The sequence below is a fragment of the Pseudomonas oryzihabitans genome (assembly GCF_014522265.1).
In the GTDB taxonomy this organism is placed as follows: domain Bacteria; phylum Pseudomonadota; class Gammaproteobacteria; order Pseudomonadales; family Pseudomonadaceae; genus Chryseomonas; species Chryseomonas aestiva.
Map to the genome: position 1 here is coordinate 121,428 of NZ_CP017024.1, position 20,446 is coordinate 141,873.

The window sequence follows — 20,446 nt, forward strand, 5'->3', positions numbered from 1 at the left end:
CCATGTCCGCCCAACCCCACAGCCTGACCCCGCCGCGCCGCGGCTTCGACATGCGTCGCTTCCTCGACGACTGGGCCATGATGCTGGCCGCCGTCGTCATCTTCACCCTCTGCGCGCTGTTCGTGCAGAACTTCCTCTCCCCACTGAACATGCGCGGTCTGGGCCTGGCGATCTCCACCGTGGGCATCGCCGCCTGCACCATGCTGTTCTGCCTGGCCTCCGGCCACTTCGACCTCTCGGTGGGGTCGGTCATCGCCTGTGCCGGGGTGGTCGCCGCGGTGGTGATGCGCGAATTCGACAGCGTCTTTCTCGGCGTCGCCGCCGCCCTGGCCATGGGCCTGGTGGTCGGCCTGATCAACGGCCTGGTGATCGCCAAGCTCAAGATCAACGCCTTGATCACGACCTTGGCGACCATGCAGATCGTGCGCGGCCTGGGCTACATCTTCTCCGACGGCAAGGCCGTGGGCGTTTCCCAGGAGCAGTTCTTCGTGTTCGGCAACGGCCAGCTGTTCGGCCTGCCGGTGCCCATCGTCATCACCCTGCTGTGCATCCTGTTCTTTGGCTGGCTGCTCAACTACACCACCTTCGGCCGCAACACCATGGCCATCGGCGGCAACGAGGAAGCCGCGCTGCTGGCCGGCGTCCACGTCGATCGCACCAAGATCATCATCTTCGCCATGCACGGGGTGATCGGCGCCCTGGCCGGCGTGGTGCTGGCCTCGCGCATGACCTCCGGCCAGCCGATGATCGGCCAGGGCTTCGAACTCACGGTGATCTCCGCCTGCGTGCTGGGCGGGGTTTCCCTGGCCGGCGGCATCGGCATGATCCGCCACGTGATCGCCGGCGTGCTGATCCTGGCGATCATCGAGAACGCCATGAACCTGAAGAACATCGACACCTTCTACCAGTACGTCATCCGCGGAACCATCCTGCTGCTGGCCGTGGTCATCGACCGCTTCAAGCAGCGCTAAACCCAGACTGTGCCCTCCCCGCGGCGCCACGGGCGCCGTGCCGGGGACCGCTTTGCCCGTGAAATGCCCGAGGACAAGACAATGACCACGCCCAAACGCCCGCTCCGCTCCGCCCAGTGGTTTGGCAGCAACGACAAGAACGGCTTCATGTACCGCAGCTGGATGAAGAATCAGGGCATCCCGGATCACGAATTCCAGGGCAAGCCCGTCATCGGCATCTGCAACACCTGGTCCGAGCTGACCCCCTGCAACGCCCACTTCCGCAAGATCGCCGAACACGTCAAGCGCGGCATCTATGAAGCCGGCGGCTTCCCGGTGGAATTCCCGGTGTTCTCCAATGGCGAATCCAACCTCAGACCCACCGCCATGTTGACCCGCAACCTGGCCAGCATGGACGTGGAGGAAGCCATTCGCGGCAATCCGGTGGACGCCGTGGTGCTGCTCACCGGCTGCGACAAGACCACGCCGGCGCTGCTGATGGGCGCCGCCAGCTGCGACGTGCCGGCCATCGTCGTCACGGGCGGCCCCATGCTCAACGGCAAGCACCACGGCCGCGACATCGGTGCCGGCACCATCGTCTGGCAGATGCACGAAGCCTACAAGGCCGGTGCCATTGACCTCAACGAATTCCTCTCCGCCGAAGCCGGGATGTCGCGCTCGGCCGGTACCTGCAACACCATGGGCACCGCCTCCACCATGGCCTGCATGGCCGAAGCCCTGGGCACCTCGCTGCCGCACAACGCCGCCATTCCGGCGGTGGATTCGCGGCGCTACGTGCTGGCGCACCTGTCCGGCATGCGCATCGTCGAGATGGTGGAAGAAGACCTGCGACTGTCGAAGATCCTCACCAAGGAAGCCTTCGAGAACGCCATTCGCGTCAACGCCGCCATCGGCGGTTCCACCAACGCGGTGATCCACCTCAAGGCCATCGCCGGCCGCATCGGCGTGGACCTGGAGCTGGACGACTGGACCCGGGTCGGCCGCGGCACCCCCACCATCGTCGACCTGCAGCCCTCCGGACGCTTCCTGATGGAAGAGTTCTACTATGCCGGCGGCCTGCCGGCGGTGATCCGCCGCATGGGCGAAGCCAAGCTGCTGCCCCACCCGAGGCCCTGACCGCCAACGGCAAGAGCCTCTGGGCCAACTGCGCCGAGGCGCCCATCTACGGCGACGACGAGGTCATCCGCGCCCTGGACAACCCGCTGCGCGCCGACGGCGGCATCTGCGTGCTGCGCGGCAACCTGGCGCCCAAAGGCGCGGTGCTCAAGCCCTCGGCCGCGACCCCGGCGCTCATGCAGCATCGCGGTCGCGCCGTGGTGTTCGAGAACCTGGAAGACTACAAGGCGCGCATCGTCGACCCGGACCTGGATATCGACGAGACCTGCGTGATGGTGCTGAAGAACTGCGGACCCAAGGGGTATCCGGGCATGGCCGAGGTGGGCAACATGGGCCTGCCGGCCAAGCTGCTGGCCAAGGGCATCACCGACATGGTGCGCATCTCCGACGCCCGCATGAGCGGCACCGCCTACGGCACCGTGGTCCTGCACGTGGCACCCGAGGCCTCGGCCGGTGGCCCCCTGGCAGTGGTCCGCGAAGGCGACATGATCGAACTGGACTGCGCTTCCGGGCGCCTGCACCTGGATATCCCCGACGAAGAACTGGCCGCGCGCCTGGCCGACTGGCAACCGCCGGCCGACCAGCTGCTGGCCGGCGGTTATCGCCGCCTCTACGTCAACCATGTGCTGCAGGCCGACGAAGGCTGCGACTTCGACTTCCTGGTCGGTTGCCGCGGCGCCGAGGTGCCTCGCCACTCCCATTGACCGGCTCTACCCCCTCTCCCACCGGGAGAGGGTCGGGGTGAGGGGCTGGCGCAGCCTCTCTTTCCGGAACTCGGGCCCTCTGCCCCACTCTTGCACAACAACAAACCGAAAAGGTGGTCGAGATGAAACGCACGTTAGCCCTCACCGGACTTGGACTGTCACTCATGATCAGCACCCTTACCGCCCAGGCGGCCGGCCTCAGCAGCCAGCAGTCGAGCTTTGGCAAGCTGCCCGATGGCACCCCCATCGAAAAGTTCGTCCTGACCAACAGCCACGGCATGCAGGCCACCGTCATCACCTACGGCGGCGTGCTGCAGGCGCTCAAGGTGCCCGACCGCAAGGGCCACAGCGAAGACGTGGTCCTGGGCTTCGATGACGTCCAGGGTTATCTCGACAACCCCACCGTATTCTTTGGCGCCACCATCGGCCGCTTCGGCAACCGCATCGCCGAGGGCCGCTTCAGTCTTGACGGCAAGAGCTACCAGATCCCCCAGAACGACAAGACCAACGCCCTGCACGGCGGCCCCAGGGCTTCAATACCAAGGTATGGAAGGCCGAGCCGGCCAAGGGTGACGGCTGGGTCGGCGTGACCCTGAGCTATGTCTCCCCCGATGGCGAGATGGGCTTTCCCGGCACCCTCACCACCCAGGTGACCTACCAGCTGGACGAGCACAACCAGCTGACCCTCAAGTACCGCGCCACCACCGACAAGCCGACGGTGCTCAACCTGACCAACCACAGCTACTTCAACCTGGCCGGCGCCGGCAGTGGCACCGTGCTCAAGCAGGTGGCGATGCTCAATGCCGACAAATACACGCCAGTGACCGCCAAGCTGATCCCCACCGGCGAATTGCCGCCCGTGGCCGGCACGCCGATGGACTTCCGCAAGCCGACCGCCATCGGCAAGCACATCGCCGACGAAAATCAGCAACTGAAGTACGCCGAACCCAAGCAGGGTGGCTATGACTTCAACTGGGTGCTCAACACCGCTGGCGATCTGCAGAAAGCCGCTGCCGTGGTGACCGACCCCGGCTCCGGTCGCACCCTGACCCTCTACACCACCGAACCGGGCGTGCAGTTCTATACCGGCAACTTCCTGGAAGGGAACATCAAGGGCAAGGCCGGCAAGACCTACGGCCACTGGGGCGCCTTCACCCTGGAAACCCAGCACTACCCGGACGCCCCCAACCAGCCGAACTTCCCCACCACCCGCCTGGATCCCGGCCAGACCTACACCCAGACGACGATCTTCAAGTTCGCCGGCAAGTAGGGCCTGCTCCGACTCAAGCAAAGGCCGCTCCCGGGAGCGGCCTTTGCTTTGGTGCTCCCTCACCCCAACCCTCTCCCAGAGGGAGAGGGGCAGCAGCGGTGCGCCTTTCGCCTCCGTGCTCCGTGCTCCGTGCTCCGTGCTCCGTAGCGTGGAAAACGGCGCAGCCTTTTCCACTGTCCTGCCATTGGCCCTTTTCATCACCCAATAAAAAACCCGACGTCTCGCGACACCAGGTCTCTTCACCACTCAAGACCGCGCGATCAGCCTTTTCCACTGTCCTGCCACCGCCCCTTTCCATCACCCAATAAAAAACCCGACGTCTCGCGACGCCGGGTTTTTTACCACCTCAAAGCACTAGGATCAGATCGCGGCCTTGGTGTTCTCGCCGTTCACCAGACGCTGGATACCCAGCGGATTGGCGTTCTGCAGGGCTTCCGGGAGGAAGGCATCCGGATAGTTCTGGTAGCACACCGGACGCAGGAAGCGATCGACGGCCAGGGTACCGACGGAGGTGCCGCGGGCATCGGAGGTCGCCGGATAGGGACCGCCATGGACCATGGCATCGCTGACTTCCACGCCGGTGGGATAGCCGTTGAGCAACAGGCGACCGGCTTTCTGCTCCAGCAGGCCGATGATGGCCTCGAAACGCTGCAGATCGGCCGGCTCGGCCAGCAGGGTGGCGGTCAGCTGACCATGCAGGCCTTGCAGCGCCTGGTGCAGCTGGGCTTCGTCAGCCACCTCGACCACCACCGTGGTGGGACCGAAGACTTCTTCCTGTAGCAGCTCGTCGTTTTCCAGCAGCAGGCTCACATCAGCCTTGAACAGCTGCGGACGCGCCTGATTGCCTTCCTGGTTGGCACCAGCCAGGTGCTGCACACCGGAATGGGCCAGCAGCGCCGCAACGCCCTTCTCGTAGCTCTTCAGGGTGCCCGGATTGAGCATGGTCTGGGGCGCCTGCTCGTTCATGGCACCGGCCAGGCGCTCGAGGAAGCTGCTGAACTCGGGCGAACGCACGCCGATGACCAGACCCGGATTGGTGCAGAACTGGCCGCAGCCCAGGACCACGGAGGCCGCGAGTTCACCGGTGATAGCCTCGCCACGGGCCTTGAGTGCCTCGGGCAGGACCACCACGGGGTTGATGCTGGACATCTCGGCGAACACCGGGATCGGCTGCGGACGGGCCGCGGCCATGTCGCACAGGGCGCGACCGCCGCGCAGCGAGCCGGTGAAGCCCACTGCCTGGATGGCCGGGTGCTTGACCAGCTGCTCGCCCACGCCACCGCCATAGATCATGTTGAACACGCCCTTGGGCATGCCGGTCTTCTCCGCGGCGCGCAGGATGGCATCGGCCACGTATTCGGCGGTGACCATGTGGCCGCTGTGGGCCTTGAACACCACCGGGCAACCGGCGGCCAGGGCCGCGGCGGTGTCGCCACCGGCAGTGGAGAAGGCCAGCGGGAAGTTGCTGGCACCGAACACGGCCACCGGACCCAGGCCGATGCGGTACTGACGCAGGTCAGGACGCGGCAGCGGCTTGCGCTCGGGCAGCGCGGTGTCGATGCGTGCACCGTGGAAGTCACCGCGGCGCAGCACCTTGGCGAACAGGCGCATCTGGCCGCTGGTACGGCCGCGCTCGCCCTGGATACGGCCAGCCGGCAGTGCGGTTTCCTGGCAGACCAGCTGGACGAAATCTTCGCCCAGGCCGTCCAGTTCGTCGGCGATGGCATCGAGGAAGGCCGCGCGCTGCTCGGCGCTCAGCTTGCGGTACAGGGGCGCGGCCTGCTCGGCGGCACGGGCGGCGGCATCGACCTCGGCCGCGGACGCCTGGAAGAATTCGTAGGGCAGCTTTTCGCCAGTCGTGGCGTCGATGCTGTAGACCCGCACCTCGCCCTCGCCGCTGCGAGCGCCACCGATGTAGTTCTTGCCTTGGATCTGCATTGTTCTCGACTCCTTATACCTAGGGGTTCAGGGAAGACCACCCGACTGGGGTAGTCTTCGAAGGGGTGGCACGCTCAGTCTCAGAGCGGCCGGGCCAGCCTGTGCGATACCCACTCTAGCATTCGCATAGTCAGCAGTCATCATACAACTATCAGAGCTGCTGGACCTGCCCGGGCTGGAAGGCTGCCGTGCCGGCCTTGACGCCATTGCTCAGCGGCTCGCCGAATTCCGGCACCGCGATCTCGAATCTGTCGCCCGGCTCGACGCGCACACCGTCGGCGAAGGACAGGGTCGCCGTGCCGAAGAAATGCACATGGACATCGCCCGGCCGCAGGAACTGCGCATACTTGAAGTGGTGATACTCGAGGTTCTCCAGGCTGTGGCACATGTTGTCCTCGCCGGAGAGGAACTCCTTCTCCCAGATCACCTGCTCGCCGCGACGGATCCGGCTGGTGCCCGCCAGATGACGCGGCAGCTCACCGGTACGCAGCGCCGGACCGAAGCTGCAGTAGCGTAGTTTGGAATGGGCCAGATAGAGATAGTTCTTGCGTTCCATCACGTGGTCGGAGAATTCGTTGCCCACCGCATAACCCAGGCGATAGGGCATGCCGTCGTCGCCGATCACGTAGAGACCGGTCAGCTCGGGCTCTTCACCGGCGTCCTCGGCGAATTCCGGCAGCGGGATATCGGCACCGGGACGCACCAGGATGCCGCCGTCGCCCTTGTAGAACCATTCCGGCTGGGCACCGGCGCTACCCGCTGCAGGCCGACCGCCCTCCACGCCCCATTTGAACATGCGCATGGAGTCGGTCAGCTTGGCCTCCTCCTGGCTGTTCTGCTGGTGCATCTTGTCGCGGGTGGCGGCGCTGCCCAGGTGGGTCAGACCGGTCCCGGTGACCAGGCAGTGTGCGGGGTCCTCGTGGTCCAGCGGCGGCAACAGGCGGCCGCCATCGAGCAGCTCGGCATAGGCCGGTCCGGGCTCCAGGCCCAGGGTCTGCACCTGAGACTCCAGCGACACGCCAGCGCGGATGGCCTGCAGCGCCAGGGTCCGGGTGCTGGTCGCACCCCGGACCTGCTGGACTTCGCCGCGCTCGACCACGCCGACGCGGCGCTGGCCCTGTTGGTCTTCGAACTGAATCAGGTGCATGGCATTCTCCTTGTTGGTTATCGCCTGAAGGAGACTTTACTCGGCGCTACGGGGCCTGCCTAATGAGAGCTCCCTATCCCGCGATAACCAACGGTTATTCCCATGCTGCCATCCCTAGGCTCCATCGCCTCCCGTCTGCGCCTGCGGCAACTGCGCCTGCTGATCGCCCTCGACGAGGAAGGCTCGCTGCACAAGGCCGCCGAACGCATCGCCATCTCCCAGCCCGGGGCCACCAAGGCGCTGCACGAAATCGAGAGCACCCTGGGCGCCACCCTCTTCCTGCGCACCCACCAGGGCCTGCAGCCCAACGACCTGGGCCGCTGCGTGATTCGCTATGCGCGGCTGATCGAGAGCGACCTGGCCCATCTGCGCGAAGAGATGCTCGGCATTCTCCAGGGCGAAGGGGGCCGGCTGGCGGTAGGGGTGATCATGGGCGCCGTGCCCCGCCTGATCGCCGCGGTGTCGCGCCTGGGTGCGGCGCAACCCCAGCTGGGGATCGAGATCATCGAGGACACCAGTGTGCGTCTGCTCGACCTGCTCGACGCCGGCCGCATCGAAGTGGCCATCTGCCGCAGCAGCGTCAGCCGCCGGCCGGATGCCTATGACTGTCTGGAGGTGCGCGAAGAGCGGCTGGAGATCGTCTGCCATCCCCGCCATCCACTGGCGGAGTCGGAGACGCTGGGGCTGGCCGAACTGGTCGACAGTCGCTGGATCGTCTATCCGGCCAACCTGCCCATGCGCCTGACCCTGGAACGGGAATTTCGCGCCGCGGAACTGGAGTTTCCCCGCTATCCGGTGGAAACCTCCTCCACCTTCACCCTGCTCGGCCTGCTGCAGGAAGACGCCAATCAGGTGGCCATGCTGCCCAGCGACATCGCCCAGTTCGGCGAAAGACACGGCCTGCTGCGCCGCCTGCCGGTGGTCCAGCGCACCCGCAACGAGCCCTATTCCATTCTGGTGCGCCAGGGCGCGGGATTGTCGGCGGCCGCGCAGCTGCTGCTGGAGCAGTGGCGGCTGGAAGCGTGAAACATCTATCGCGGCCATGGCGGTCCGCCGATGCTGCCGCTCCTATAGATGAAAGCACTACGGCTTGTTGCGATTTCGCCGAGTCTGACGCGACTAAACGCCTACTCGGATAGCCCCCTCTCCCCTCGGGAGAGGGTTGGGGTGAGGGTTGTCCCCTTCAGCGCAGTCTCCAGTGGAAAGGCTACGCCGTTTTCCACGCTACGTACTGCTGCGGCCTGAAATGCATCGGCGGACCGCCATGGCCGCGATAAACCATCAAAAAAACCAACCTCAATACGTCGGCAACGTCACCCCGTGGAAGAGGGTCTCCAGCTCCTGTCGCGAGGGCGTCTGCATCGCTTCGGTGAGGACATCGCGGGTCAGGTGCGGCGCGAAGCGGCCGATGAAGTCGCACATGAAGCCACGCAGGAAGGTGCCGCGGCGCAGGCCGATCTTGGTCACGCTGGCCTCGAAGAGGTGGCTGGCGTCCAGGCAGACCAGGTCGGCATCGGCTTTGTGGTCCACCGCCATGTCGGCGACGATGCCCACGCCCAGGCCGAGGCGGACATAGGTCTTGATGACGTCGGCGTCCGCCGCGGTCAGCACCACATTGGGCTCCAGGCCCTGGCGGGCAAAGGCCTCGTCGAGTTTGGAGCGCCCGGTGAAACCGAAGACGTAGGTCACCAGCGGCTGTTCCGCCAGATGCTCCAGGGTCAGGTGCTCCACCTTGGCCAGGGGATGGCCCTGGGGCACGATGACGCAGCGGTTCCAGCGATAGCAGGGCATCATCACCAGGTCGTTGAAGCGCTCCAGCCCCTCGGTGGCGATGGCGAAGTCGACGGTGCCGTCGGCGGCCATCTCGGCGATCTGGGTCGGCGAACCCTGGTGCATGTGTAGGGCCACGTCCGGATACTGCTTGATGAATTCGCTGATCACGTCCGGCAGCGCATAGCGCGCCTGGGTGTGGGTGGTGGCGATGGACAGGGTGCCCTTGCGCTCGTTGGAGAATTCCTGGGCGATCTGCTTGATGCTCTCGCACTTGCGCAGGATCTCGCCCGCGGTCTGGATGATCCGCTCGCCGGCCGGGGTCACCCGGGTCAGGTGCTTGCCACTGCGGGCAAAGACCTCGACGCCCAGCTCGTCCTCGAGCAGACGGATCTGCTTGCTGATGCCGGGCTGCGAGGTATAGAGACTCTGGGCCGTGGCGGATACGTTCAGATCGTGGTGGGCGACTTCCCAGATATATCTCAACTGTTGCAGCTTCATGCCGGCTCCTCGCTGACCCCGTGCGCAAGCATATAACAGTAATGCAGCCCTTAAGCTTTTTCTAGACCGAAATCGAATTAAGTCGCGAAGGGGCAAGGCTGACGCTTATGGATCAGCCCTGACGCAGCGGAACCAGGTACACCGGGATGCGCGCGGTCTGCAGCAGGCAGCTGGCGGTCCGCCCCAGAGGTGTCACCTGGGCGTCGCCCTGGCTGCGACTGCCGATTACCAGCAGATCCGCGGCGAACTCCTGGGCCTGCCTGAGGATGGCCGCTGGCGGATCGCCCTGCACCACCCGCACGGCACGCACCAACCCCACGGTGGCGGGAGTTTCCAGCAGGTCCTCGCGCAGGGATTCGAACACCTGCTGCTCGATGGTCTCCAGCACCAGATCCAGACCGCCATTGCGCAGGCGGTCCAGGGATTCACCGTCCAGATGTTGCTGCAACAGGGTAGACGCCAGCAGGCCGAGCGGCTCCACCACATGGACGACATACAGCTGGGCCTGATGGATACGGGCGAGATTCAAGGCATGCTGAAAGACGTAGGGCGAACACAGGCCCAGGTCCGTGGCGTAAAGCAGCGAGCGGATCACGATTCCTCCTGGCCAGATCAGCCGATCAGGCCGGTACGACGCGGGATAGCCTCACCAGCGTAGCAGGGGATCACCGATTGCGCTGCAACCCGCGCCTTAGAGCCTGCTCAGGACGCTCAGGGCAGTTCCTCGGACGCGCGCCCATCCGCCGCCTGGATCGCTGCCACCAGGGCCGGCTCGCGTAGCGGCGCCTGTACCGGGCCGAGCAGCTCGCCGTCCCGGACCAGAAACAGCGCCGGCAGATGAAAGACGCCATAGCGCTGCACCAGGCCGCCGCTGCGCTCGGCGTCCACCCAGTACAGTCGGTCGACCGGCAGCCTCGCCGCAGGTAGCACCTGGCGCGCCAACCGGCAGGTGGCGCAACCGACGCTGGTGAAGATCAGCAGCGAGCGCCCGGGCGCCGCCAGCAGGACGGCATCCGCCGTCCCATCGTCCAATTCCATCGCTTCCTCGCCACGCTCATCGCCAAGGCGCGCCCTCAGGCTCGCCAATAGCGTCGTAACCATTGTGACCGGGCGGGACACGCGTTAAGGTGCCCCACCCTCTCCACCGTATTTTGCCTGCACGGGCCCCGTCCTGTCGCAGCGCCGTGACCGACGAGTAGCACCATGGCCGCACAGCCCCGCCTTAACGACCTCAACATCGAAGCCAACGAGCCGCTCATCACGCCCGAGCAGCTCAAGCAGGAGATCCCGCTGAGCGATCTCGCCGCCGACACCGTCGCCCAGGGCCGCCAGGTCATCCGCGATATCCTCGACGGCAAGGACCATCGCCTGTTCGTGGTGATCGGCCCCTGCTCGATCCATGACATCAAGGCTGCCCACGAATACGCCGAGCGGCTCAGGGCACTGGCCGCCCAGGTCAGCGACAGCCTCTATCTGGTCATGCGCGTCTATTTCGAAAAGCCCCGCACTACCGTGGGCTGGAAGGGCCTGATCAACGATCCCTACCTGGATGACTCCTTCAAGATCCAGGACGGCCTGCACATCGGTCGCCAGCTGCTGCTGGACCTGGCGGAAATGGGCCTGCCCACCGCCACCGAGGCACTGGACCCCATCTCCCCGCAGTACCTGCAGGACCTGATCAGCTGGTCGGCGATCGGTGCCCGCACCACCGAATCCCAGACCCACCGGGAAATGGCTTCGGGCCTCTCTTCCGCGGTCGGCTTCAAGAACGGCACCGATGGCAGCCTGACGGTGGCCATCAATGCTCTGCAGTCGGTCTCCAGTCCGCACCGCTTCCTGGGTATCGACCAGCGCGGCCAGGTCTCGGTGGTGATGACCAAGGGCAATGCCTATGGTCATGTGGTCCTGCGCGGCGGCAACGGCAAGCCCAACTACGATTCGGTCAGCGTCACCCTGTGCGAGCAGGCGCTGGTCAAGGCCAAGGTCAAGCCGAACATCATGGTCGACTGCAGCCACGCCAACTCCAACAAGGATGCCGCCCTGCAGCCGCTGGTGATGGACAACGTCGCCAACCAGATCGTCGAGGGCAACAACTCCATCGTCGGCCTGATGGTGGAAAGCCACCTGGGCTTCGGCAGCCAGCCGATTCCGGCGGATCTGTCGCAACTGGAGTACGGCGTCTCGGTGACCGACGCCTGCATCGACTGGGCGATGACCGAGAAGAGCATTCTCGACATGCACCGCAAGCTCAAGGATGTGCTGCCGCGCCGCGCGCGCAGCTGATCCGCCAGCGGATACGAAAACGCCGGGCTCAGCCCGGCGTTTTTCTTCCGCACCAGAGCCTGTTCAAAGTCTCGCGAGCTAGAGACAAACAAGGCGAAGCTGGCTGAGGAAGCAGATCGGACCCGCGCTCGGGTTTACGAATGGTAAATGAGCATTGCGACGGGGCCACCTTGGCCGGGCTGGCGACCCAGGCCAGTTTCAACGCCGTTTGGCCGACGCGCAGCAGACTTAGGACAGGCTCTCAGGCCAGCGGCGTCACCTGGCCACGCCGCTCCAGATAGTGCTCCACATAGGAACAGGACGGTATGACGCTGTAGCCGCGGCTCTCGGCGTAGTTCAAGGCGTGCTCGGCCAGCCTGGCGGCCAGGCCGCGCCCACGCAGGGCATCGGGGACGAAGGTGCGATAGAAATCCATCGTCTGCTTACCCAGATCCATGTAGGCGAGATAGGCGCGTTGACCGTCGACAGAAAGCTGGAATTGATGATTGGCCTCATCGTGTTCCACGTGCAGGGATTCGTTCATGACTACTCCTTGGCGGTTTGGCTCCGCCTTATCCATTGTTATCGATGATACCCGAAGACGAGAACGCACCCTTCCTGTGCGGGACTGAGCCACAGCGCGTCAGACCCCTCCGGAAGAAGCAGGTTCTGACCAGCCGTCGCACCGAGAAATCACACTATATCAGGGCTGTTCACGCGGGAGCAGGCGCGGCTTTGACCTTGACAACTTCCGGTCATCCTCTAACGTTTTGAAACGTTCGTGGCTTTCAGCCATCCAAGCAGTTGCTGGTACCGGGTGCGGGCATTCGGGGACAAACTCGGGGAGCGAAGCAGGATTTCCGCAAAAAATCTTTCTTCAACGGGTTTAGCTCAGTTTACTTACGACCGGTAATGAGTAGTATGTAGCCGCAATTTTCCACCTGGGAAATTGATCTTAAAACAGGATGTCTACCTCAAGGGGTTTACGATGAACAACGCTCTGAAATTCGCCGCCCTGGCTCTGGCCGCTGCTATGGCCACTGGTTGCAGCACCGCTAACAAGGAAAGCGAAGCTCGCCTGACCGCTACCGAAGACGCCGCTGCCCGCGCTCAGGCTCGTGCTGACGAAGCCTACCGTCACGCTGACGAGGCCCTGGCCGCCGCTCAGAAAGCTCAGCAGACCGCTGACGAAGCCAACGAGCGCGCCCTGCGTATGCTGGAAAAAGCCAGCCGCAAGTAAGCGCCTCGGCTGGAAAGGCGAGTGGCAACAGTCGCCTTTCCCGGAGCAAACAAAAAGCCCGCCATCTCAGATGGCGGGCTTTTTGTTTGTCTAACCGGCCGAGTGCGCTCGGCCGGTCGCGATCACAGGGTCTTGGCAGGCGCCTTGGCCACCGTACCGGTAACCATGCCGGCAGGCAGGTCGGCGATTTCCACCGGCAGGCCGTCCTGGCCCTGGACCACGTCCCGTACCGTGTTCCAGTTCACCGCGCTGTTGGCCTGCAGCAGGTCGTCACGCTTGATCAGCGCATTGACCACCGCGGCCTGACGGTCGATATCGGTCGGGTCGCCCTTGAGGTTGACCGGCTGATGAGCTTCCAGATAGAGCTTGCCCTGGCTCACGCCGAACTTGTAGGGCTCGTCGATGATGCGCACCGGCGTGCCGATTGGCAGCATGCCGACCAGTTCGGTGACGTTGAAGTTGTACATGCGGAAGCAGCCATGGCTGACCTGCATGCCGATACCGAACTTCTTGTCCGAGCCGTGGATGAGATAGCCCGGCAGGGTCAGACGGATCTTGTAGGGGCCAAGGGGATTGTCCGGGCCGGGCGGCACCACCTTGGGCAGCGGATCGCCTTCGGCGGCGTGCTCGGCACGGATGGATTCCGGCGGATACCAGGCCGGATCCTTGATCTTGTCCACCACCTTGGCCACGCCGACCGGCGAGCCCCAGCCATCACGACCGATGCCCAGCGGGTAGGTGAACACCGAATGACCACCCTTGGGGTAGTAGTACATGCGGTATTCGGCGATGTTGATGACGATGCCTTCGCGCGGCCCGGGCGGCAGGATGAACCGCGTCGGCAGCACGATCTCGGTGCCGGCGCCCGGCAGCCAGGCATCGACGCCCGGATTGGCGGCCACCATCTCGGTGTAGCCCAGATCGTACTTCTGGCCGAGATCGGCGAAGGTGTCTTCGTAGGCGGCCTTGATGACCTGAACCTCGCCGACCACGTCTTCACCGGGTGGCGGCAGCGGCAACTCCAGTGCCTGCGCCGTACCCGCGCTCAACAGACCAAACAGCGAGAGGGAACCGACCAGGGTCGAAACGCGCGCGGGCATGGGATGAATCCTTGCAAGAAGCAAAAAGGTGACGGCGCGAATTGTACACGCCTCGATCGGCGTCCGGCAGGGCCTCAAAAGACCTGTAAGGGATTCGGCAGGCCTCGTTTGGCACCCTGCAGCCGCTGCATGCAGGCCGGACAGAGGGTCTTGAGGCCGAGCGCCCGGCGATTCAGCGGATGCAAGCGGGGCCGCGCCGGCAACAGGGTGCCGCACAGGGTCCGGTCGGTGGGCGAGCCCAGCTCCAGCTGCCGGGCGACGATATGCACCCGCCCCTCGCGGCAGGCGAACAGGTCGAGCTGGGCATCGGGCTGGATCAGCTGATAGCCGTGCATGGACCGGGAAAGGCGGGACATCGGGATACTCCAGGGGCGGATCCGCCGGGCGGTAGATTGGCCGGACCGGCGGGGCGCGCAACCTTAGCGGAAAGCCCCGCCGGGGAAAAGTCCGACGTTCAGTCGCGCAGCAGCGGCTGCAACTGGGGCCAGGCGTTGTCCAGCAGACGTTGCTGGGCATTGGCCTGAGGATGAATGCCATCCGGCTGCATGAAGGCGGGATCGCCGCCCACTCCTTCGAGCAGGAAGGGCACCAGGGCCACCTGCTGGGCCTTGGCCACGTCGGTATACACCTGGGCGAAGCCGTCGGTATAGCGCGGCCCGTAGTTGGGCGGCAGGCGCATGCCCAGCAGCAGGACACGGGCGCCCCTGGCCTTGGCCTGCTCCACCAGAGCGGTGAGGTTGCGCTCGAACTGGGCCAGCGGCTGGCCCCGCAGGCCGTCGTTGCCGCCCAACTCGATGGCCACCACCGTGGGCTGATGATCGGCCAGCAGCTTTGGCAGGCGCGCCAGGCCACCGGCGGTGGTGTCGCCACTGATGGACGCATTCACCACCTGATAATCGAGCTTCTGCTCCTGCAGGCGCCGCTCCAGCAGCCGCACCCAGCCCTGGCCTTCGGCGAGGCCGTAGCCGGCGCTGATGCTGTCACCCACCACCAGCAGGGTGCGCGCCATGGCCAGGGGCGTCAGGGTCAGGCAAAGCACGGCCAGCAGCCAGGCAATGCCTTGGCGCAAAGGCGCACTGGACTTCGCCCGGCTTTTTGACTCTAACTCGCCACAGCCGCCCGCGTGCGGGCCCTTCGAATACGGCATCGGAATCCTCATGAGCGAAGTCATACTGCTGGCACGCGACCTTAGCAAGGTCGTCACGGGCGCGGAAGGCGCGCTGCCGATCCTCCAGGCGCTGGATCTGCAACTGGAGGCCGGCGACAGTTTGGCCATCGTCGGCAGCTCGGGTTCCGGCAAGTCCACCCTGCTCGGCCTGCTGGCCGGTCTCGACCTGCCCAGCGGCGGCGAGGTCCATCTCGCCGGTCAGCGGCTGGACACCCTCGATGAAGACGCCCGCGCCCGCCTGCGCGCAGAACGGGTGGGCTTCGTCTTCCAGTCCTTCCAGTTGCTGGACAGCCTCACGGCGCTGGAAAACGTCATGCTGCCGCTGGAACTGGAGGGCGTGCGCCAGGCCCGGGAACAGGCGGTGGCCCTGCTGGACCGGGTCGGCCTGGGCGAGCGACTGCGGCACTATCCGCGCCAGCTCTCCGGTGGCGAGCAGCAACGGGTGGCCCTGGCCCGCGCCTTCGCGCCGCGACCCAGCATCCTCTTCGCCGACGAACCCACCGGCAATCTCGACAGCCGCACCGGCGCCCATATCAGCGATCTGCTGTTCGAACTCAATCGCGAGCGGGGCACGACGCTGGTGCTGGTGACCCATGACGAACGCCTGGCCGCGCGCTGCGCCCGCCAACTGCGCCTGGAAGGCGGTCGGCAGGTCGCGGCATGAGGCGCACCGGTCTCCCCTTCGCCCGGCTGTTCGGCCTGGCCTGGCGGCAGAGTCTGAGAGAACTCCGCGCCGGCGAGATCCGCATGCTCTGCCTGGCGCTGGTGATCGCCGTCGCGGCCAGCGTCGCCATCGGCTACTTCACCGCCCGCCTCGGCGCGGGCATGGCAAATCGCGCCAGCGAATTCCTCGCCGCCGACCTGGTGTTGCTGGGCAGCGAACCGCCCCGTCCGGAACAGGTGGACGCCGGCCTGCAGCTCGGCCTCGAACACAGTCGTTCGCTCAACTTCAGCACCATGGCGGCAGGTGCCGAGGCCCTGCAACTGGCCAGCGTCAAGGCGGTCCAGGCCAACTTCCCCCTGCGCGGCGAGGTACGCAGCGCCGCGGTACCGGACGGTCCCGAACAGCCGGGCGGCGCTCCGGCGCCCGGGGAGGCCTGGGTCGAGCCGCGCCTGCTGCTGGCGCTGGATGCCAAGGTCGGCGATCGCCTGGACATCGGCCGCAAGGCCCTCACCATTACCCGGGTGCTCACCTATGAACCCGACCGCGCCGGTGACTTCTACAGCCTGACGCCACGAGTGCTGATCAATCTCGACGACGTGGCCGCCACCGGGGTCATCCAGCCCGGCAGTCGGGTGCGCTATCGCGAACTCTGGCGCGGCGAATCCCAGGCACTGGCCGCCTATCGCCAGGCCCTCACCCCGGCCCTGGCCGCCAACCAGCGCTTCGAGGGACCGGGCGACGGCAATCGGCAACTGGGCAACGCCCTGGAGCGCGCCCAGCGCTATCTCGGTCTGGCCAGTCTGGTGGCGGTGGTGCTGGCCGGTGTAGCGGTGGCGCTGTCGGCCAATCGCTTCGCCGCGCGGCGCTTCGACGCCAGCGCCCTGTTGCGCTGCCTGGGCCTGACCCGGCGCGACGCCCTGATGCTCTACGGCCTGCAACTGGGGCTGCTGGGCCTGGCGGCGAGTCTGCTCGGCGCCCTGCTCGGCTGGCTGGCGCAGCTGGTGCTGTTCGAGCTGCTGCACGGACTCTTGCCGGCGCGCCTGCCGGCCGCCGGGATCGGTCCGGCGCTGGCCGGCATGGGCACCGGGATGGTCGCCCTGGTCGGCTTCGCCCTGCCACCACTGGCCGCCCTGGGGCGGGTCCCGCCACTGCGGGTCCTGCGCAGCGACCTGCAGCCGGTGCCCCTGCGCACCTGGCTGGTCTATGGCTGCGCCCTGTTGGCCCTGGGGCTGATCATGTGGCGACTGTCGCTGGACCTGCGCCTGACCCTGGCGCTGCTGGTGGGCGGCCTGCTCGCCGGGCTGCTGTTCGGCAGCCTGCTGTACCTGGCCCTGCGTGGCCTGCGCCGGGGGATGCAGGGTGCGCCCCTGGCCTGGCGGCTGGGGCTGGGCCAACTGCTGCGCCATCCGCTGGCGGCGGTGGGCCAGACCCTGGCCTTCGGCCTGATCCTGCTGGCCATGAGTCTGGTGCTGCTGCTGCGGGGCGAGTTGCTGGAACGCTGGCAGGCGCAATTGCCGGCCGAGGCACCCAATCACTTCGCCCTCAATGTCCTGCCGGACGAGCGCCAGGCCTTCGCCACGGCGGTGGGCGAGCTCTCGCCCCACGCCAGTCCGCTCTATCCCATCGTGCAGGGGCGGCTGGTCAGCGTGAAGGGGCATCCGGCCCAGGAAGGCCTGGAAGACGACTCCCGCGGTGGCCGTGCCACCCGGCGCGATCTCAATCTGACCTGGTCGGCTGGGTTGCCGGACGGCAACCGTTTGGAAGCCGGTCAGTGGTGGGATGCGCTGCCCGCCGGCGAGCTGCCCGGCGTCTCGCTGGAAAGCGAACTGGCCCGCAGCCTCGGCGTCGGCCTGGGCGACACCCTGGGCTTCATCATCGGTGACCGCCAGATCGAAGCGCGGATCACCAGCCTGCGGCAGGTCAGCTGGGACAACTTTCAGCCGAACTTCTTCGTCATCTTCGCCCCGGGCGCCCTGAAGGACGTGCCCTTCACCTACCTGGGCAGCTTCTACCTGCCGCCCGGCCACGACCGCGAATTGCTGAACCTGGCCCGGCAATTCCCGGCGGTGACCCTGCTGCCCATCGATGCCCTGCTCGACCAGCTGCGCAGCATCCTGCGCCAGGTCAGCGTGGCCGTGGAATTCGTGCTGCTGTTCGTGCTGGCCGCCGGTATCGCCGTGCTGCTGGCCGGCCTGCAGGCGACCCTCGACGAACGCATCCGCCAGGGCGCCCTGCTGCGCGCCCTGGGTGCCCGGCGCGAATTGCTGCAACGGGCGCGGCGCACCGAATTCATCCTGCTCGGCGGTGCCAGTGGCTTGCTCGCGGCGCTCGGTTGCGAGATCGTCAGCGCCCTGCTCTACCGGCTGGCCTTCGACCTGGACTGGCAACCCCACCCCTGGCTGTTGCTCCTGCCGGTGCTGGGCGCGCTGCTGGTCGGCACGGCAGGCCTGCTGGGCACGCGGCGGGCCCTCACCGCCAGTCCGTTACTGATCCTGAGAGAAAGCTGATCCATGAGTCGCTACCGTCCGCCGCGCACCGCCGGCACGCCCCTGATCACCGCCGCCGGCGAAGCCCGGCTGCGCGCCGAACTCCACGAGCTGTGGAACGTGCGCCGGCCCCAGGTCACCCAGGCGGTGAGCGAGGCGGCCGCCCTGGGCGATCGCTCGGAGAACGCCGAGTACATCTATGGCAAGAAGATGCTGCGCGAGATCGACAGCCGAGTGCGCTTCCTGCGCAAGCGGCTGGAGAATCTCAAGGTGATCCGCGAGCGCCCGGCCGATCCGGGCAAGGTCTATTTCGGCGCCTGGGTCACCCTGGAAGACGATGACGGCGCCGAGAAGCGCTATCGCATCGTCGGCCCGGACGAACTGGACCTCCGGCAGAACCTCATCAGCATCGACTCGCCCCTGGCGCGGGCGCTGGTCGGCAAGGCGCTGGACGCGGAAGTCCGCCTGCAGACGCCGGCTGGCGAACAGCGCTGGTACATCGTCGAGATCGAATACCTCGATAACTGATCGAGTCGGCAGATACTCTCGTCCGAAAAACGTGATTTACATCACAAAAATAAGGCAACATCCACGGCGCATACGGCGGAGGACCGCCCCCTTCTCAAGCAAGGATTCGCGGCATGAGAGCGCCGACGCTCTACGCTTTGCCTAATCAGCCTGCACTACGTTGGCTCGTGACCACGCGGAACCCGCTCGACGAAAATCTGCAGCAGCAGCTGCTGGCCGGCCCGTTTTCCTCACGGAGCGCCATGTTCGTCGGCGCTCTGAACAGTCTTTTGATCAGTTGGACCTGCGCCTTCTTGCATCCCACGCCCTTGTTCCTCGGCTGGATGATTCTCGATACCCTGATCTGGCTCACCCGCCTGGTGCTGCTGCACTGCATCCAGCTGATGGACGGCCTGGCGCCGCCATGGCTCAGCGAGGTTTCACTGGTACTCGGGCTGCTCTGGACGGCTACCCTGGGTGTGGGCACGGCCGCCTGCGTTATCAGCGGCGATGGGGTGCTGCAGGTGCTGGGCTGCACCTCGGCAGTGGCCATGAACGGGGCCATCACCATGCGCAACCAGGGCATTCCACGCTATGCCTTCCTGCAGATCCTGCTCACCGACGTCCCGATGAAACTGGCCACCCTGTTCCAGCCCGAGCCCATGCTGCGGCTGTTCCTGCTGCAGGCACCGCTCTATCTCACGGCCAACTGGATACTGCTGGACAGGCTCAATCGCACCCTGGTCCGCGCACTGACGGCCGAACTCGATAGCCGCTGGCATGCCACTCACGACAGCCTGACCGGACTCTACAACCGTGCGGGCATCCTCGCGCTGCTCGAGGGCGCCCTGCACCGACCTCGTTCAGGGTCTGGGCGCGTGGCGGTCTTCTATATCGATCTGGACGACTTCAAGGGTGTTAACGACGCCCAGGGCCATGCCGCCGGCGATCGTTTGCTGCAAACCTGCGGCGAGGTATTGACTCTGAGCGTGCGGCAAAGTGATTTCGCCGGACGCCTGGGCGGCGACGAGTTCCTGCTGGTGGTGCAGGACGCCACCGAAAACGGGGCTCAGGATCTGGCCCGGCGTATCCTCGGCCGTCTGGTGCCTCAGGGTACGAGCGTGAGCATCGGCATCGCCCTGCAGCGGACCACGGAGGACAGTCCGGCCTTGCTGGCGCGGGCGGACCAGGCGCTCTACACCGCCAAGCTGGCCGGCAAGGGAGGCTTCAGTCTGGCTGATGCCCGCGCTAGCGCCGCCGGGTGATCACGCCCTGCCGCGCTACCCGCGTCAATTCCCGCACCAGGGGTGCGAGACCGGCCTGGCCGGGCGACTGCACCACGGCGAAGTCGAAGCTGTCGTCGGCAAAGCCACGCAGCTGTTCGGCGCGGTCGGCGAAGCGAATCTGCAGGGTACGGCTGTGGGGCCAGCGCCTCGGCCAGCCTTCGAGATAGCGCAGCAGGGTGGGCTGATCGGGACCGCCGAGCAGGATGGCGGGATGACTGGCGAGCTTGCCCTGGGTCAGGGGGGTAAGGCGTAGCGGGAGAGGTAGCATGGACGAAATTCCGCCTCGTGGATCCAGCTGGGCGGTAGTACGAGGCCT

18 protein-coding genes and 2 pseudogenes are annotated in these 20,446 nt (G+C 66.0%); 10 read left to right on the plus strand and 10 right to left on the minus strand.

Annotation, left to right across the window (positions count from 1 at the left end; genetic code table 11):
• Positions 1 to 2 precede the first annotated feature (2 nt).
• The 3 genes and pseudogenes from araH (at position 3) to BGI51_RS00595 (ending at position 4,061) form a co-directional block, all read left to right on the plus strand.
• Positions 3 to 971: an L-arabinose ABC transporter permease AraH gene (araH, locus tag BGI51_RS00585; protein ID WP_166655940.1), complete on the plus strand. Its 969-nt coding sequence runs from the start codon at positions 3 to 5 to the stop codon at positions 969 to 971.
• 81 nt (positions 972 to 1,052) lie between these two features.
• Positions 1,053 to 2,791, plus strand: a pseudogene (locus tag BGI51_RS00590) (IlvD/Edd family dehydratase).
• 122 nt (positions 2,792 to 2,913) lie between these two features.
• Positions 2,914 to 4,061 (plus strand): annotated as a pseudogene (locus BGI51_RS00595) (aldose epimerase family protein).
• Positions 4,062 to 4,421: 360 nt separating this feature from the next.
• On the opposite strand, the gene BGI51_RS00600 reads toward BGI51_RS00595, so the two are convergent.
• Positions 4,422 to 5,999 carry an aldehyde dehydrogenase (NADP(+)) gene (locus BGI51_RS00600; RefSeq protein ID WP_187979997.1) on the minus strand — a complete coding sequence of 526 codons (1,578 nt, stop codon included), beginning with the start codon at positions 5,997 to 5,999 and terminating at the stop codon, positions 4,422 to 4,424.
• 151 nt (positions 6,000 to 6,150) lie between these two features.
• The gene (araD1, locus tag BGI51_RS00605; RefSeq protein ID WP_187979998.1) at positions 6,151 to 7,146 is read right to left on the minus strand and encodes an AraD1 family protein; all 996 of its coding nucleotides are present in this window, start codon (positions 7,144 to 7,146) and stop codon (positions 6,151 to 6,153) included.
• Between the two features lie 102 nt (positions 7,147 to 7,248).
• Between araD1 and BGI51_RS00610 the strand changes: the two genes are divergently transcribed.
• Positions 7,249 to 8,172: a LysR family transcriptional regulator gene (locus tag BGI51_RS00610; protein ID WP_187979999.1), complete on the plus strand. Its 924-nt coding sequence runs from the start codon at positions 7,249 to 7,251 to the stop codon at positions 8,170 to 8,172.
• Positions 8,173 to 8,442: 270 nt separating this feature from the next.
• Here BGI51_RS00610 and cysB read toward each other — a convergent pair whose 3' ends face one another.
• The 3 genes from cysB to BGI51_RS00625 all read right to left on the minus strand — a co-directional run bounded on the left by cysB (position 8,443) and on the right by BGI51_RS00625 (position 10,455).
• The gene (gene cysB, locus BGI51_RS00615; RefSeq protein ID WP_007160555.1) at positions 8,443 to 9,417 is read right to left on the minus strand and encodes an HTH-type transcriptional regulator CysB; all 975 of its coding nucleotides are present in this window, start codon (positions 9,415 to 9,417) and stop codon (positions 8,443 to 8,445) included.
• Between the two features lie 112 nt (positions 9,418 to 9,529).
• On the minus strand, positions 9,530 to 10,012 hold the full coding sequence (locus BGI51_RS00620; protein WP_133862718.1) for a universal stress protein: 483 nt from the start codon (positions 10,010 to 10,012) through the stop codon (positions 9,530 to 9,532).
• 116 nt (positions 10,013 to 10,128) lie between these two features.
• The gene (locus BGI51_RS00625; RefSeq protein WP_187980000.1) at positions 10,129 to 10,455 is read right to left on the minus strand and encodes a thioredoxin family protein; all 327 of its coding nucleotides are present in this window, start codon (positions 10,453 to 10,455) and stop codon (positions 10,129 to 10,131) included.
• 165 nt (positions 10,456 to 10,620) lie between these two features.
• Between BGI51_RS00625 and BGI51_RS00630 the strand changes: the two genes are divergently transcribed.
• The gene (locus BGI51_RS00630) at positions 10,621 to 11,700 is read left to right on the plus strand and encodes a 3-deoxy-7-phosphoheptulonate synthase (RefSeq protein WP_187980001.1); all 1,080 of its coding nucleotides are present in this window, start codon (positions 10,621 to 10,623) and stop codon (positions 11,698 to 11,700) included.
• A 241-nt stretch (positions 11,701 to 11,941) separates the two neighbouring features.
• On the opposite strand, the gene BGI51_RS00635 is transcribed toward BGI51_RS00630, so the two are convergent.
• The gene (locus BGI51_RS00635; protein ID WP_187980002.1) at positions 11,942 to 12,223 is read right to left on the minus strand and encodes a GNAT family N-acetyltransferase; all 282 of its coding nucleotides are present in this window, start codon (positions 12,221 to 12,223) and stop codon (positions 11,942 to 11,944) included.
• A gap of 444 nt (positions 12,224 to 12,667) precedes the next feature.
• Between BGI51_RS00635 and BGI51_RS00640 the strand changes: the two genes are divergently transcribed.
• The gene (locus BGI51_RS00640) at positions 12,668 to 12,919 is read left to right on the plus strand and encodes an Lpp/OprI family alanine-zipper lipoprotein (RefSeq protein WP_059315705.1); all 252 of its coding nucleotides are present in this window, start codon (positions 12,668 to 12,670) and stop codon (positions 12,917 to 12,919) included.
• Positions 12,920 to 13,041: 122 nt separating this feature from the next.
• Here BGI51_RS00640 and BGI51_RS00645 read toward each other — a convergent pair whose 3' ends face one another.
• The 3 genes from BGI51_RS00645 to BGI51_RS00655 form a co-directional block, all read right to left on the minus strand.
• Complete coding sequence (locus tag BGI51_RS00645) at positions 13,042 to 14,019, minus strand: L,D-transpeptidase family protein (protein WP_133862714.1); 978 nt, start codon at positions 14,017 to 14,019, stop codon at positions 13,042 to 13,044.
• Positions 14,020 to 14,093: 74 nt separating this feature from the next.
• Positions 14,094 to 14,375 carry a hypothetical protein gene (locus BGI51_RS00650; protein ID WP_007160562.1) on the minus strand — a complete coding sequence of 94 codons (282 nt, stop codon included), beginning with the start codon at positions 14,373 to 14,375 and terminating at the stop codon, positions 14,094 to 14,096.
• A gap of 98 nt (positions 14,376 to 14,473) precedes the next feature.
• Positions 14,474 to 15,028: an arylesterase gene (locus tag BGI51_RS00655; protein ID WP_178083933.1), complete on the minus strand. Its 555-nt coding sequence runs from the start codon at positions 15,026 to 15,028 to the stop codon at positions 14,474 to 14,476.
• 148 nt (positions 15,029 to 15,176) lie between these two features.
• Between BGI51_RS00655 and BGI51_RS00660 the strand changes: the two genes are divergently transcribed.
• The 4 genes from BGI51_RS00660 (at position 15,177) to BGI51_RS00675 (ending at position 20,109) form a co-directional block, all read left to right on the plus strand.
• Positions 15,177 to 15,851: an ABC transporter ATP-binding protein gene (locus BGI51_RS00660; RefSeq protein WP_187980003.1), complete on the plus strand. Its 675-nt coding sequence runs from the start codon at positions 15,177 to 15,179 to the stop codon at positions 15,849 to 15,851.
• Entirely contained in the window at positions 15,848 to 18,358 is a 2,511-nt protein-coding gene (locus tag BGI51_RS00665) for an ABC transporter permease (protein ID WP_187980004.1), read from the plus strand. Before BGI51_RS00660 ends, BGI51_RS00665 begins: the two co-directional genes overlap by 4 nt.
• A 3-nt stretch (positions 18,359 to 18,361) precedes the next feature.
• Positions 18,362 to 18,865, plus strand: coding sequence for a transcription elongation factor GreB (greB, locus tag BGI51_RS00670; protein WP_187980005.1), 504 nt, complete (start codon positions 18,362 to 18,364; stop codon positions 18,863 to 18,865).
• 167 nt (positions 18,866 to 19,032) lie between these two features.
• Positions 19,033 to 20,109 carry a GGDEF domain-containing protein gene (locus BGI51_RS00675; protein WP_187980006.1) on the plus strand — a complete coding sequence of 359 codons (1,077 nt, stop codon included), beginning with the start codon at positions 19,033 to 19,035 and terminating at the stop codon, positions 20,107 to 20,109.
• Here BGI51_RS00675 and BGI51_RS00680 read toward each other — a convergent pair.
• Complete coding sequence (locus tag BGI51_RS00680) at positions 20,093 to 20,398, minus strand: hypothetical protein (RefSeq protein ID WP_187980007.1); 306 nt, start codon at positions 20,396 to 20,398, stop codon at positions 20,093 to 20,095. The two genes, BGI51_RS00675 and BGI51_RS00680, sit on opposite strands and share 17 nt — an antisense overlap.
• Positions 20,399 to 20,446 lie beyond the last annotated feature (48 nt).